Raw genomic sequence first — 13,310 nt, forward strand, 5'->3', positions numbered from 1 at the left:
CCACCTCGACGGTCGTCCACGACGACGGTTGCCCGACGACCGGGCGGCCGTCCACGCCGTGAGACTAACCCCGCCGCGGGACCGGACCGCCGAATTGTCGATCACCTGTGACAGGAGCGACCGACCGGCGGCCCGGACCGGCGCGTCAGACCAGGGCCCGGCCGAGCAGGTACACCGCGGGGGCCGCCGCGGCCAGCGGCAGGGCGACGCCCGCCGTGAAGTGGACGAAACGCGAGGGGTAGTCGTAGCTCGCCACCCGGTGCCCGATCAGCGCGCACACGGCGGCACCGGCGCCGAGCAGGGCGCCCGAGGCCCCCATCCCGGTCAGCGCGCCGGCCAGGGCCCCGGCTCCCGCGGCGGCGAGCAGCGCGGCGGCCACGGACGCCGGCGTGGGCAGCGGCAGCGCCCGCACCAGGACCGCGACGGCCACCGCTGCGGCGCCGACGGTCACCGCGTCGCCCTGCGCGGCGAGGTATCCGGCCGCGACGATCGCCAGGGCGGCCGAGGCCACCGTCGCCATCAGGCCGTACATGCGCTCGTCGGGGTCGGCGTGCGAGCGGAGCTGGAGCACGAGCGCCAGCAGCACCCAGACGCCCAGGGTGCCGAGGATGGCCGCCGGGGTGCGGCCGGAGGCGAGCAGCGCCACGTCCGCCGTGAGCGCGCCCGCGAAGGCCAGCGCGATGCCCTGCCGGGCGGGCCACATGCCGTTCAGCCGGAACCAGCCGGCGGCCGTCACCGCCTGGAGGGCGACGAGCGGGACGACGAGGGCGTACGGGCCGATCGGGGCGGCCACGGCGAGCAGCAGCCCGAGCAGCGCGGTGAGCCCGGCCGGCTGCACACCCGGCTCGATGATCGGGGAGCGCCCTTCGAGCCGCGCCCGCTGCGCGTCGGTGATGCGGGCGTTGCCCGCGACGGTCGCCGGCCCGTACCCGGGTTCGGCGCTGCCGGCGGGCGCCGCCGGAGTGGGAGCGTGCGGGTGGGCGGGAGCCTGCGGGTGCGCGGGGCCCTGCGGGTGGCCCGTACCGGCCCAGCCCGCCTCCTGGTACCCGGCGGCCGGAGCCTGGTGCCCGCCGTGGACCGCGCCGGCGCCCTGCGAGGGCATGTACGCCGTCTCCTCGGCGGCCGGGGCCACCGGGGGCTGCACCTGGGTCTCCCAGGTCTGCCCCTGCCACTGCTGCGTGTACTGCTGCGCGGCCTGCGGGTCCTCGTACGGCTGCTGCTGCGGCCACCCCTGGGGCGGCTGCTGCTGCCGGTACGGGTCGTACCCGTCGTATCCCTGATACGGCTGGTCGCTCATCGTCACCCTCCTGCGAACGGCGGGAGCACCTCGACCGTGCCGCCGTCGGCCAGCCGTACCGTCTCATGCCCGCGGGTGCCCACGGGGTCACCGTCGACGAGGAACGAGCATCGGCGCAGGACGCGCTCCAGCTCACCGGGGTGCCGCTCGCGTACGGCGTCCAGCGCCTCGGCGAGCGTGGCCGCGTCGAACGCGTCCTCCGCCACCCCGGCCGCGGCCTTCGCGGCGGCCCAGTAGCGCACCGTGACCTTTGCCATCCCGTCCCTCGATCGGTCGTCTGTGTACACGGTCAGGCTAGCCGCACCGGGTGACGGCCCAGTCCCCGATCCGGGCGAGCAGGTCGTCGCCGGCCGCGTTCTCGGCGTGCCCCATGCCGGGCTCCAGCCAGAGATCGGCGTGGTCACCGGCCGCGGCGGCCAGCATCCGGGGGTGGTCGAGGGGGAAGTAGCCGTCCCGGTCGCCGTGCACGATCAGCAGCGGGGCCGGCGCGATCCGGGGGACCGCCTCGACCGGGGACATGGGCACGGGGTCCCACTCGCGGTGGTGGATGCGGACGCGGAAGCCGTACCGGCCGACCAGCCGGCCCTCGGGGCGGGTGACCATCCAGTGCAGCCGGCGCATGAGCGGGGTGCCCCGGTAGTACCAGCGGGCGGGCGCGCTCACCGAGACGACCGCGTCCGTACGGGCGTCGTCGTCGCGGTGGAGCGCCGCGTGCCGCAGCACCACCGAGCCGCCCATGGAGAAGCCGACGGTCACCACGCGCGCGTGCCCGAGTCCCCGCGCCCACCGCACGGCCGCCGCCAGGTCGAGCACCTCCCGGTCGCCGACCGTCGAGCGGCCGCCCGACGCGCCGTGCCCGCGGAAGGAGAAGGTGACCACCGCGCCGTACCGCCGGAGCACGCCCGCCACCCGCCGAACATGCGGCCGGTCCGCGTCGCCCGTGAAGCCGTGCGCGACGACGAACACCGGGTCGCCGCCGGACGGCCGGGAGGTTTCGTATACGGCCCGGCCCGGGTCGTATACGGAATCGACGGCCACGCCGTCCGCCGTGCGCAGGAACGTCCGGATAGGTACCCGTCCATCCGTCTCGGAATTCGGACGAACCGTGGAACGTGCCACATGACCTGCCGGACCGTTGCTCATGTGGGCTATTCTGCTGGCAGAGGACTCGGGCAGCGTTGCCCCCGGGTCCTTTTGTGCTTTCGGAAGCGTTGTATACGACGCGGGAGACCGCGGGTGTACGGGGCCTTCGGGATCGCAGAGCAGTTCCGTACCGCACACGTCCTCGCAGGGACCGAGGAGGAACCAGACGTATGAGTTCTCTGCTGCTCCTGACCAACGCCCTCCAGCCGTCGACGGAGGTGCTCCCCGCACTCGGCCTGCTGCTGCACAACGTGCGGGTGGCCCCCGCCGAGGGCCCCGCCCTCGTCGACACCCCCGGCGCCGACGTCATCCTCGTCGACGGCCGGCGCGACCTGCCGCAGGTGCGCAGCCTCTGCCAGCTGCTGCGCTCCACCGGCCCCGGCTGTCCGCTCGTCCTGGTCGTCACCGAGGGCGGCCTCGCCGCCGTGACCGCCGACTGGGGCATCGACGACGTCCTGCTCGACACGGCGGGCCCCGCCGAGGTCGAGGCCCGGCTGCGGCTCGCCATGGGCCGCCAGCAGATCGTCAACGACGACTCCCCCATGGAGATCCGCAACGGCGACCTCTCCGTGGACGAGGCCACCTACAGCGCGAAACTGAAGGGCCGGGTCCTGGACCTCACCTTCAAGGAGTTCGAGCTGCTGAAGTACCTCGCCCAGCACCCGGGCCGCGTCTTCACCCGCGCCCAGCTCCTCCAGGAGGTCTGGGGCTACGACTACTTCGGCGGCACCCGGACGGTGGACGTGCACGTACGGCGGCTGCGCGCGAAGCTCGGCCCCGAGCACGAGTCGCTGATCGGCACCGTCCGCAACGTCGGTTATCGATTCGTTACCCCGGAGAAGCCGGAGCGCTCCGCCGAGGAGCCGAAGGCCTCGTCCGGGCGGGCAAAGCCGGTGGATACGGACACCGCGGCCGCCCTGGACGCCACCGAGGTCCGCGCCGACGCCTGACGGCCCCCCGGGCGGGGCGCACCGGCGCGGCCGGGCCCCGTCCGGCATACGGGACGCTCCCGCACGCCCTGCCCAGAGCGGGTCCATCCGCGTAGACTCCGCGCGTGGCCAAGGTGACTCGCGATGACGTCGCACGACTGGCGGGGACATCGACCGCCGTCGTCAGCTATGTCATCAACAACGGACCCCGGCCGGTCGCCCCGGCCACCCGCGAGCGTGTGCTCGCCGCGATCAAGGAGCTGGGCTACCGGCCCGACCGGGTCGCCCAGGCCATGGCCTCGCGGCGCACGGACCTCATAGGCCTGATCGTGCCGGACGCCCGCCAGCCCTTCTTCGGGGAGATGGCGCACGCGGTCGAGTGGGCCGCCGCCGAGCGCGGCAAGATGGTCCTCGTCGGCAACTCCGACTACGTCGGCGAGCGCGAGGTGCACTATCTGCGGGCGTTCCTCGGGATGCGCGTCTCCGGGCTCATCCTCGTCTCGCACGCCCTGAACGACCTGGCCGCCGCCGAGATCGAGGCGTGGGACGCCCGGGTCGTGCTGCTGCACGAGCGGCCCGAGGCCATCGACGACGTCGCCGTCGTCACCGACGACCTGGGCGGCGCCCAGCTCGCCGTACGCCATCTGCTGGAGCACGGATACCCGTACGTCGCCTGCATGGGCGGCACCGCGGAGACCCCGGCGGTCGGCGACCCCGTGTCCGACCACGTCGAGGGCTGGAAGCGGGCCATGGCGGAGGCCGGGCTGCCCACCGAGGGACGGCTGTTCGAGGCGCCGTACAACCGCTACGACGCCTACCGCATAGCGCTGGACATCCTGTCTGGGCCGCGGCGGCCCCCCGCGATCTTCTGCTCCACCGACGACCAGGCCATCGGCGTGCTGCGCGCGGCGCGCGAGCTGCGCATCGACGTCCCCGGAGAGCTGGCCGTCGCCGGCTTCGACGACATCAAGGAGGCGGCGCTGGCGGACCCGCCGCTGACGACGGTCGCCTCCGACCGCTCGGCCATGGCGCGCGCCGCCGTCGACCTCGTCCTCGACGACGGGGTGCGGGTCGCGGGATCGCGCCGGGAGCGGCTGAAGGTGTTCCCGTCCCGGCTCGTCCAGCGCCAGTCCTGCGGCTGCGCCTGACCGTCCCCGGCCGTCCTTATATCGGGCATACGGTCTTCTGCCGGGCTTCTCAGCCCGCCCTCAGGAAGCTCTCATCCTCGGGCGCCACGCTGATTCGTATGACCGAGAGCTACCGCCGCAGCGGCGACGACGACCCGTACCAGGGCGCCCAGCAGCACGCCTCCTCCCCCGTGAACCCGGAGTGGCCGCCCCCGCCGGCCCACCCGGCCGGTCACCCCGTGGGCGGGACGGCGCCCACCGCTCTCCTCTCCGAGCCGGCGGCCCAGCCGGCGGCCGGGCGGCGCCGCGGGCGCGGCCGCCCCGTCGCCCTCCTCGCCGCCGTGGCGATCGTCGCCGCGGCGATCGGCGGCGGCACCGCCTACGGCATCCAGGAGCTCACCCACGGCGACACCGCGGCCACCGCGGCGCCCGCCGGGACCACCGTCGTCCCCTCCAGCCAGAAGGGCACGGTCGCCGGGGTCGCCAAGGCGGTCAGCCCGAGCATCGTGGAGATCAAGGCGCAGTCGAACGCCGGCACCTCCACCGGCTCCGGCGTGATCATCACGAGCGACGGCGAGATCGTCACCAACAACCACGTCGTCTCCGGCGCCTCCCAGGTCACCGTCCGCACGAGCGACGGCAAGCAGCACACCGCCGACGTCGTCGGCACCGACAGCGGCAAGGACCTCGCGCTGATCAAGGTGAAGGGCGCGTCCGGGCTGACGGCGGCCACCCTCGGCGACTCCGGCAAGGTGCAGGTCGGCGACCAGGTCGTGGCGATCGGCTCGCCCGAGGGCCTGACCGGCACGGTCACCAGCGGCATCGTCTCCGCGCTCGACCGCGACGTCACGGTCTCCACGGACGAGGGGCAGCGACAGCAGCAGCCGGACGGCGGCTGGCCGTTCGAGTTCGGCGGGCGGCAGTTCAACGGCGACACCGGGTCCTCGACGACGACGTACAAGGCGATCCAGACGGACGCCTCCCTGAACCCCGGCAACTCCGGGGGCGCGCTCATCGACATGAACGGGAACATCATCGGCATCAACTCCGCGATGTACTCGGCCGCGGGATCGTCGGGCTCCTCCGACGCCGGCAGCGTCGGACTGGGCTTCGCCATCCCCGTGAACACGGTCAAGGCCGATCTGGCGAAGCTGCGGGCGGGAGCACAGAGCTGAGAAGGCCGTGAACCGTGCGAGGCTGAAGAGGTCCAGCCCCAGGCCGTGTCCGCCCTGGGACGCCCGCACACCCGTCCCCGTCCCGTCGCACCCGAGGAACCCGAGCCGATGAGCCCCGCCGACGCCGACCGTGACCCGCAGCGCATCCTGATCGTCGACGACGAGCCGGCGGTGCGCGAGGCCCTCCAGCGCAGTCTCGCCTTCGAGGGCTACGCCACCGAGGTCGCGGTCGACGGCGCGGACGCCCTGGAGAAGGCGGCCGCCTACCAGCCCGACCTGGTCGTCCTCGACATCCAGATGCCCCGGATGGACGGCCTGACCGCCGCCCGCCGGGTCCGCGCCGCCGGTGACACCACACCGATCCTGATGCTCACCGCCCGCGACACCGTCGGCGACCGCGTCACCGGCCTGGACGCCGGAGCGGACGACTACCTTGTCAAGCCGTTCGAACTGGACGAGCTGTTCGCCCGGGTCCGCGCGCTGCTGCGGCGCAGCTCGTACGCGGCGGCCGGCGCGGGCCGGGCGGACGACGACGAGGTGCTGACCTTCGCCGACCTGCGGATGAACCTCGCGACCCGGGAGGTCTCCCGGGGCGGGCGGCCCGTGGAGCTGACCCGCACGGAGTTCACACTGCTGGAGATGTTCCTGGCGCACCCCCGGCAGGTCCTGACCCGCGAGCAGATCCTGAAGGCCGTCTGGGGCTTCGACTTCGAGCCCTCGTCCAACTCCCTCGACGTCTACGTCATGTACCTGCGCCGCAAGACGGAGGCGGGCGGCGAGCCGCGGCTCGTGCACACCGTCCGGGGCGTCGGGTACGTGCTGCGTCAGGGCGGCGCCGAGTGAGCAGAGCACTGCGCCGCCTCCGTACGCTGCCGATCCGCACCCGGCTGTCGCTGCTGGTCGCGGCGGCGGTGGCGTTCGCGGTGGCGGCGGTGTCGGTGACGTGCTGGTTCCTGGTGCAGGGGAAGCTGTACGAGCAGCTGAACGACGACCTGCGCCAGGCGGTGCGCACGAAGCCGGGGCAGTGGGTCGAGCTGCAGCGCGCGCTCACCGACTGCACGACGTCCCCGCAGGACCCGGGGCCCTTCCGGAACCTGTACACCCAGATCGTCAAGGCCGACGGGACGCCCTGCGTCACGGCCGACTCGATCGGCGCGATCAAGGTCACCCCGTCCGACAAGGACGTGATCAGGGACGGGGCGACCAGCAAGGGAGTCATCCACAACAGCACGGCCGAGGACGGCACGCCGGTCCGGGTCATCACGGTGCCGCAGCTGGCGCAGGACGCCGGCACCGGACGGCAGTCCTACGTGGCCATCAGCATCGCCGTGTCCCTGGAGGGCACCCGTGCCACCCTCAGCGACCTCGCCCTGATCCTCCTCCTCGTCTCCGGTGTCGGAGTCGTCGGCGCCGGGGCGGCGGGGCTCGCGGTCGCGCGGGCCGGGCTGCGGCCCGTCGACAAGCTCACCGAGGCCGTCGAGCACGTGGCCCGCACCGAGGACCTGAGCATCCGCATCCCCGTGGAGGACGACGCCGAGGACGAGATCGCCCGGCTCTCCCGGTCCTTCAACTCCATGACGTCCTCGCTGGCCAGCTCCCACGAGCTGCAGCAGCAGCTCATCGCCGACGCCGGGCACGAACTGCGCACGCCCCTCACCTCGCTGCGCACCAACATCGAGCTGCTCACCCGCAGCGAGGAGACCGGCCGGCCGCTCCCCGAGGCCGACCGCAAGGCCCTGCTCGCCTCGGTGAAGGCGCAGATGACCGAACTGGCCGCCCTGATCGGCGACCTCCAGGAGCTGTCCCGGCCGCAGGGCCAGCGCGGCGAGCGGGTCCAGGTGGTCTCCCTGACGGACACCGTGGAGGCCGCGCTGCGCCGGGTGCGGCTGCGCGGCCCGGAACTGACCATCGAGGCCGACCTGCGCCCCTGGTACGTCCGCGCGGAACCGGCGGCGCTGGAGCGCGCGGTCGTCAACATCCTCGACAACGCCGTGAAGTTCAGCCCCGCCGACGGCACGATCGAGGTGGCGCTGGCCGACGGCGTCCTCACGGTCCGCGACCACGGCCCGGGCATCGCCGCCGACGAACTGCCGTACGTCTTCGACCGCTTCTGGCGCTCCCCGAGCGCGCGGGCGCTGCCCGGTTCGGGGCTGGGCCTGTCCATCGTGGCCCGCACGGTCGAGCAGTCCGGCGGCCAGGTCGCGCTGACCCGCGCCGAGGACGGCGGGACGGTCGCGACCGTACGGCTGCCGGGGGCGCCGACGCCGCCGCCCGGGACGCCGTAGCCGGAAGGGGTCAGCGGGGGCCGGCCGCGCGGCGCATGACCTCGGCGGCCAGATGGACCGCCGCGTCGCGGGTGGCGCCGGCCAGCAGGTCGGTGCGGATCGGGCCGCCCTGCGCGAGGTGCCGGTCGTAGGGGAGCAGGACGACGGGGACGCCGGGCTCGCGCAGATGGGCGACGGCCGTGCGTTCGTCGAGGGTGGCGTCCGGGGTGGCCGCGCTGAGGGCCACGACCGTGGTGTGCAGCGCGGAGTGCGGGAGCTGGGCGAGCCAGTCCAGCACCTGGCGGGTGCCGTGGATGCCCTCGGCGGTCATCGGGGCGACCACGACCCGGGCGTGCGCGGTGTCCATCGCCGTCCGCGCCACCTCGCCGGGCAGCGTCTCGCTGTCCACGACGGTGACCGCGAAGTAGCGGCGCAGGGCGAGGGTCACGGTCCGGTAGGTCCGTACGTCCAGCGGGGCGCCGACCCGGCCCTGGCTCGCGGGCAGCAGCCAGCCGCCGTCCTGGACGGGCACCAGATAGCCGGTGAGGTCGGTGAGCCCCATCGACGGGGTCAGGATCGAGGCCAGGTCGGCGCAGGTCCAGCGGACGGTCTTGGCGCCCATGCGCATCGGGAGCGTGCCGAGGGCGGCGTCGGCCTCCAGGGTGAGGACGGGGTCGTGCCGGTAGTGGTTGAAGGTGCGCCCGAGGAGCGCGGCGACCGTGGACTTGCCGACGCCGCCGCGGATGGAGGTGACGGCGACGACCCGCCCGGTGGTGACGGGCTGCTGCACCTCGCGGGCGAGCCGCGTCTGCTCGGTGACCTCCTGCGCGGCGGAGGCGGTCAGCCTGCGCAGCGAGGCGCCGGCGCGGCGGGCGGCCGAGTCGCCGTGCTGCGGGCGGCCGAGGGCGACGGCGAGGCGGGGGTCGACGGTCGGCACGGACTCGGGCGTCCCACGGCCGTGGTCGGGCACGAAGGTCCCCCGGGGGACCTGGGGCGGGGGTGCCTGCCCGGCGTCCGGTACGGGCCCGAGCGGGCCGCGGTGTGCGTCCTGAGTCCCCGTCACGCTGTCACCCTGCCCTACGCGAAGCCGCCGGACACCACGACCGCCGCCGGGACCAGGGCGAGCACGGCCCACGGCTCCAGGAGGTCGGCGGCCCGGCGCAGCCGTGCGCGCGGCGTCTCCGACGGGTGCACGGTCAACTGCAGCACCGCGAGCAGGGCGAGGACGACGATCCCGGGCTCCCCCCACAGGGCGGCGAGCCGCACCACGACGACGGCGGCGGCCAGCAGCAGCGCCCCGGCCTCGACGGTGAGGGGGAACGCGCGGGCGCGCAGCACGAGGACGACGGCCAGCAGGACGGCGAGCGTGACCGTCCCCGCCGTGGCGGTGCGCAGCAGGAACACGCCCGAGACGGCGGCGGCCAGGGCGAGCACCACGGTCGCCGGGGCGAGCGCGCGGTGGGTGACGGCGAGGGCGGTGCCGGCGTCGTGCCGGCTGACGGAGACACCCGCGGAGCGCCGGTCGTCGAGGGCGGTGAGGCCGGACGCCGTCAGGGCGAGCCGCGGGAGCACGCCGAGGGCGAGTCCGGCGGCCACCGCCGGGAGGGCGGCGGCCCGGCTCTGCCGTACGGCTGTGTCCGCGCCGCCCTGGAACAGGACGGCCGCCTCGCCCAGCACGAGACAGCCGAGGACGGCGGCGGCGCCGGTCAGCGCGGGACGCCCGAGGGGGGTGCACCAGCCGGCGAGGGCGAGCGCGGCCGCCACGGCTCCGGCGAGACCGGCGGCGCGCAGCGGACCCGGCCAGCCGTGGGCGCCGGCCGAGGCCCACACGCCGACGACGGCCAGGGCGGCGGCCAGCGCGAGCAGGGTGACGGCGGTCGTGGAGCGCCGGGCCCGCCCGGCGAGGACACCGGCCCCGGCGGCGGCCGGGGCGACGACGAGCAGGGCGGCGCCGACGGTGGCCGGGTCGAGGCGGTGGAGGGCGAGGACGGCGGCGGCCGACGCCCAGAGCACGGCGGCGGTGGCGCCGGCGGCGCGTCGTGTGGCGGGCCGCCATCGCCAGGCCCGCGTCCCGAGGTCGTCGGCGGACGCGTCGATGGCGTCGTGCCCGGCGGGGCCGCGGGGAAGGACCTCCGGCGCCGGCGTGCGCGCGGACCCCGTGGTTGTCACGCGCCCGAACCTACCACCGGCCCACGCGGCCGGATGGAGAGGGAGTGAGGGAACCGGGCCGGTCCGTGAAAGGTCCGCCCGGCGCCCGTGACCTGGGGTGTTCCGGGCCGTCGACCCGGGCCCAGGTCCGGGCCCGTGCCCTCCGGGCGGACGGATGCCGGAGGGTGATGCGCCGTCATGGGGCGGGGGGAGCGCATCGGTTCGACCGACCACGCGCGCTCCCCCACCCGCGACCGCCACCGCCACCGCCACCGGGGGTTCGCGATCTGGTTCACGCCTCTCCCCCGGCGCGGTGACGATGTGCTGGCTACTGGACGACGGTGATGCGGTCGGCCGCCGGGGGCGCGATCGGGCTCGACGGCGTGGAGTTGTCCGTCAGGTACTTCTGCAGCACCGTCAGGTCGTCCGTGCCGACGAGCGGGTCCGTGCCCTGGCCCAGCGTGGTGAAGCCGTCGCCGCCGCCCGCGAGGAAGTTGTTCATCGCGACGCGGTAGGTGGCGGCCGGGTCGATCGCGGCGCCGTTCAGCTTGATCGAGTCCGTCACCACACGGTCCGCGCCCGACTTGGTCAGGTCCAGTGTGTAGGTGAGGCCCGCGGAGATCTGCAGGATCTTCGGCGCGGCCTCGTTGGAGCCGCTGACCTGCTCCTTGAGCACCTGGACGAGCTGGGCGCCGGTGAGGGTCTGCAGGTTCACCGTGTTGGAGAACGGCTGCACCGTGAAGCCCTCGGCGTAGGTGACCACGCCGTCGCCCTCGGCGCCCGAGGCCGCGTAGGTCAGGGGCGCCCGGATGCCGCCGGGGTTCATCAGCGCCAGGTCCGTCGCCGGGTCCAGCTCCTTGCCGTACGCGAGCTGGGCGTCGGCGATCAGGTCACCGAGCGGGGACTCGGTGCCGTCCTTGACGATGTCGCCGGAGATGTAGCCGATCGGGCGGTTGCCGATGGGGGCCGCGAGGGTGTTCCACTTGGAGATCAGCGCGGTCATGTCGGGGGCCTTGGTGACGTCCCGGCTGACCACGTGGTTCGCGGACTTCACGGACGTACGCGCGATGTCGCCGGTGTGGCGGTCGTACGTCAGCGTGGTGTCGGTGTAGAGGCGGCCGAAGGACGAGGCCGAGGTGACCATGCGGGGCTTGCCCGACGGGTCGGGGATCGTGCACACGTACGCGTTGTGCGTGTGGCCGGTGACCAGCGCGTCCACCGACGGCGACACGTTCTTGGCGATGTCCACGATCGGGCCGGAGATGCCGGAGCCGGCGCTCCCGGAGTCGCAGTCGTAGTTGTACGAGGAGGAGGCCGGGAAGCCGCCCTCGTGGATGAGGGCCACGATCGACTTCACGCCCTGGCGCTGCAGCTCCTTGGCGTACTTGTTGATCGTCTCGACCTCGTCCTTGAACTTGAGGCCCTTGACGCCCTCGGCGGAGACGACGCCCGGGGTGTCCTCCAGGGTCACCCCGATGAAGCCGATCTTGACGTCCTTCTTCTTCCACACCCAGTAGGGCTTGAGGATCGGCTTGCCGCTCTTCTCGTTCAGGACGTTCGCGGCGAGGTACGGGAAGTCGGCGCCCTTGAACTTCTTGTCCGTGTAGCAGCCGTCGGTGGGGTGGCAGCCGCCGTTCTGCAGGCGGGACAGTTCCTTGGAGCCCTCGTCGAACTCGTGGTTGCCGACGGACGTGACGTCGAGCTTGAGCTTGTTCAGCGCCTCGATGGTGGGCTCGTCGTGGAACAGGCCCGAGACCAGCGGGGAGGCGCCGACCATGTCGCCGCCGGCCGCGGTGACGGAGAACTGCTTGCCGGCGCGCGCCTGACGCAGATGCGTGGCCAGGTACTCCACGCCGCCCGCGTCGATGGTCTTCGTGGTGCCGTCGGCCTGGATCTCGGTGACCCGGCCGGAGGAGCCGGACGGCGGCTCCAGGTTGCCGTGCAGGTCGTTGAAGGACAGCAGCTGCACGTCCTGGTAGCGGCCGGGGTGGTGGCCGTGACCGTGCCCGTGGCCGCCCTTGCCGGCGCCCGGCGAGGCGGTCGCGGGGAGCGCCGCGGCGAGCGCGCCGACGGTGGCGAGCCCGGCGGCCGTCGCGACCAGTGCGTATGTACGGCGTCTGCGGTGCTGCTGGTGGGATGTGGCTGACATCCGCCCCCCTGTGGGTCGTGAGTGGCATGGGCCCGTCGGGCGGCAGCCTAAAGTCAACGCGCGTAGCGCGACAGGGGGTTCCGGGTTACACCTTGGTTGCTTCTGTGCCGCGACTTTGCCCGGGGCGCCCTTTACCCTCGTACGCATGACCAGCGACGACATCGCCCGATCCGTCCCGTCCCGTTCCGTCGAGACCTACTCCGTCCTGTCCCCGGAGCAGACCGAGGCCGTCCTCGAACTGCTCGCGGACGCCGCCCGGGTCGACGGTCAGCAGGCGGTGTCCGAACAGGGACGGCTGCAATTGCGCCACGGGGGCCGCGAGGGCGTCTCGCATCTGCTGCTGACCGCGGACGGCGAACTCGTCGGGTACGCCCAGCTGGAGGACACCGACCCGGTGGAGGCCCCGGCCGCCGAGTTGGTCGTGCACCCCTCGCACCGGGGTCACGGCCATGGGCGCGCCCTCGGTACGGCCCTTCTGGCGGCCTCCGGCAAGCGGCTGCGGGTGTGGGCGCACGGCGGGCACTCCGCCGCCCGGCATCTCGCCCAGGTGCTGGGGCTGACCCTGTTCCGTGAACTGCGCCAGATGCGGATGCCGTTGACCGGGGTCGAGCTGCCCGAGCCGGTGCTCCCGGAGGGCGTGACGATCCGTACGTTCGTGCCGGGGCAGGACGACGCGGCCTGGCTGGCGGTGAACGCGGCGGCGTTCGCCCACCATCCCGAGCAGGGCTCGCTCACCCAGCGGGACCTCGACGACCGCAAGGCCGAGCCGTGGTTCGACCCGGCGGGCTTCTTCCTGGCCGAACGCGACGGCGAACTCGCCGGCTTCCACTGGACGAAGGTCCACGCGGAGGAGCGGCTCGGCGAGGTGTACGTCGTCGGGGTGCGCCCGGGCGCCCAGGGCGGCGGCCTCGGCAAGGCGCTGACGACGGTCGGGCTGCGGCACCTGGCGGCGCAGGGGATGCCGACGGCGATGCTGTACGTCGACGCGGACAACAAGGCGGCGGTGTCGGTCTACGAACGTCTCGGCTTCACGACGTACGAGACGGACCTGATGTACCGCACGGAGACCTGAGCCCCC

General features: G+C 74.0%; 12 protein-coding genes. 6 read left to right on the top strand and 6 right to left on the bottom strand.

The features are described 5' to 3' along the window. Nucleotides 1-145: 145 nt before the first annotated feature. From F8R89_RS16585 to F8R89_RS16595, 3 genes are read right to left on the bottom strand one after another with little or no spacing between them, the layout of a single operon-like run. Nucleotides 146-1,297 (bottom strand): hypothetical protein, encoded by a 1,152-nt coding sequence (locus F8R89_RS16585; protein WP_151784719.1) that lies wholly within the window; start codon nucleotides 1,295-1,297, stop codon nucleotides 146-148. Between the two features lie 2 nt (nucleotides 1,298-1,299). Then, nucleotides 1,300-1,554 carry a MoaD/ThiS family protein gene (locus F8R89_RS16590; RefSeq protein ID WP_062670576.1) on the bottom strand — a complete coding sequence of 85 codons (255 nt, stop codon included), beginning with the start codon at nucleotides 1,552-1,554 and terminating at the stop codon, nucleotides 1,300-1,302. 37 nt (nucleotides 1,555-1,591) lie between these two features. Further along, nucleotides 1,592-2,440 (bottom strand): alpha/beta hydrolase, encoded by an 849-nt coding sequence (locus F8R89_RS16595; protein ID WP_151784720.1) that lies wholly within the window; start codon nucleotides 2,438-2,440, stop codon nucleotides 1,592-1,594. Between the two features lie 170 nt (nucleotides 2,441-2,610). Here F8R89_RS16595 and F8R89_RS16600 point away from each other — a divergent pair, with 170 nt between their 5' ends. From F8R89_RS16600 to F8R89_RS16620, 5 genes are all read left to right on the top strand, one after another. Beyond that, nucleotides 2,611-3,390: a winged-helix domain-containing protein gene (locus F8R89_RS16600; protein ID WP_151784721.1), complete on the top strand. Its 780-nt coding sequence runs from the start codon at nucleotides 2,611-2,613 to the stop codon at nucleotides 3,388-3,390. Nucleotides 3,391-3,494: 104 nt separating this feature from the next. Next, complete coding sequence (locus F8R89_RS16605; protein ID WP_151784722.1) at nucleotides 3,495-4,517, top strand: LacI family DNA-binding transcriptional regulator; 1,023 nt, start codon at nucleotides 3,495-3,497, stop codon at nucleotides 4,515-4,517. 98 nt (nucleotides 4,518-4,615) lie between these two features. Continuing rightward, entirely contained in the window at nucleotides 4,616-5,671 is a 1,056-nt protein-coding gene (locus F8R89_RS16610) for a S1C family serine protease (RefSeq protein ID WP_192806142.1), read from the top strand. Nucleotides 5,672-5,779: 108 nt separating this feature from the next. Then, the gene (locus F8R89_RS16615; protein ID WP_151784723.1) at nucleotides 5,780-6,514 is read left to right on the top strand and encodes a response regulator transcription factor; all 735 of its coding nucleotides are present in this window, start codon (nucleotides 5,780-5,782) and stop codon (nucleotides 6,512-6,514) included. After that, nucleotides 6,511-7,956 carry a sensor histidine kinase gene (locus F8R89_RS16620; RefSeq protein ID WP_151784724.1) on the top strand — a complete coding sequence of 482 codons (1,446 nt, stop codon included), beginning with the start codon at nucleotides 6,511-6,513 and terminating at the stop codon, nucleotides 7,954-7,956. The genes F8R89_RS16615 and F8R89_RS16620 overlap by 4 nt, the downstream gene beginning before the upstream one ends. Before the next feature lie 10 nt (nucleotides 7,957-7,966). On the opposite strand, the gene F8R89_RS16625 is transcribed toward F8R89_RS16620, so the two are convergent. From F8R89_RS16625 to F8R89_RS16635, 3 genes are all read right to left on the bottom strand, one after another. Beyond that, the gene (locus F8R89_RS16625; RefSeq protein WP_413251258.1) at nucleotides 7,967-8,998 is read right to left on the bottom strand and encodes a type VII secretion protein; all 1,032 of its coding nucleotides are present in this window, start codon (nucleotides 8,996-8,998) and stop codon (nucleotides 7,967-7,969) included. Between the two features lie 14 nt (nucleotides 8,999-9,012). Then, nucleotides 9,013-10,104: a type VII secretion integral membrane protein EccD gene (locus tag F8R89_RS16630; protein WP_151784725.1), complete on the bottom strand. Its 1,092-nt coding sequence runs from the start codon at nucleotides 10,102-10,104 to the stop codon at nucleotides 9,013-9,015. A 307-nt stretch (nucleotides 10,105-10,411) separates the two neighbouring features. Continuing rightward, nucleotides 10,412-12,232 (bottom strand): bifunctional metallophosphatase/5'-nucleotidase, encoded by a 1,821-nt coding sequence (locus F8R89_RS16635; protein WP_151784726.1) that lies wholly within the window; start codon nucleotides 12,230-12,232, stop codon nucleotides 10,412-10,414. Between the two features lie 145 nt (nucleotides 12,233-12,377). Here F8R89_RS16635 and mshD point away from each other — a divergent pair, with 145 nt between their 5' ends. After that, nucleotides 12,378-13,304: a mycothiol synthase gene (mshD, locus tag F8R89_RS16640; RefSeq protein WP_151784727.1), complete on the top strand. Its 927-nt coding sequence runs from the start codon at nucleotides 12,378-12,380 to the stop codon at nucleotides 13,302-13,304. The last annotated feature ends 6 nt before the right edge of the window (nucleotides 13,305-13,310 follow it).

Origin of the sequence: Streptomyces sp. SS1-1 (genome assembly GCF_008973465.1) — a bacterium.
Taxonomy (GTDB): domain Bacteria; phylum Actinomycetota; class Actinomycetes; order Streptomycetales; family Streptomycetaceae; genus Streptomyces.

What these genes read in the sequence shown, in the direction of transcription:
- F8R89_RS16595 (WP_151784720.1), bottom strand. Translation starts at nt 2,440, where the DNA reads ATGAGCAACGGTCCGGCAGGTCATGTGGCACGTTCCACGGTTCGTCCG.
- F8R89_RS16585 (WP_151784719.1), bottom strand. Translation starts at nt 1,297, where the DNA reads ATGAGCGACCAGCCGTATCAGGGATACGACGGGTACGACCCGTACCGG.
- F8R89_RS16610 (WP_192806142.1), top strand. Translation starts at nt 4,616, where the DNA reads ATGACCGAGAGCTACCGCCGCAGCGGCGACGACGACCCGTACCAGGGC.
- mshD (WP_151784727.1), top strand. Translation starts at nt 12,378, where the DNA reads ATGACCAGCGACGACATCGCCCGATCCGTCCCGTCCCGTTCCGTCGAG.
- F8R89_RS16600 (WP_151784721.1), top strand. Translation starts at nt 2,611, where the DNA reads ATGAGTTCTCTGCTGCTCCTGACCAACGCCCTCCAGCCGTCGACGGAG.
- F8R89_RS16590 (WP_062670576.1), bottom strand. Translation starts at nt 1,554, where the DNA reads ATGGCAAAGGTCACGGTGCGCTACTGGGCCGCCGCGAAGGCCGCGGCC.
- F8R89_RS16615 (WP_151784723.1), top strand. Translation starts at nt 5,780, where the DNA reads ATGAGCCCCGCCGACGCCGACCGTGACCCGCAGCGCATCCTGATCGTC.
- F8R89_RS16635 (WP_151784726.1), bottom strand. Translation starts at nt 12,232, where the DNA reads ATGTCAGCCACATCCCACCAGCAGCACCGCAGACGCCGTACATACGCA.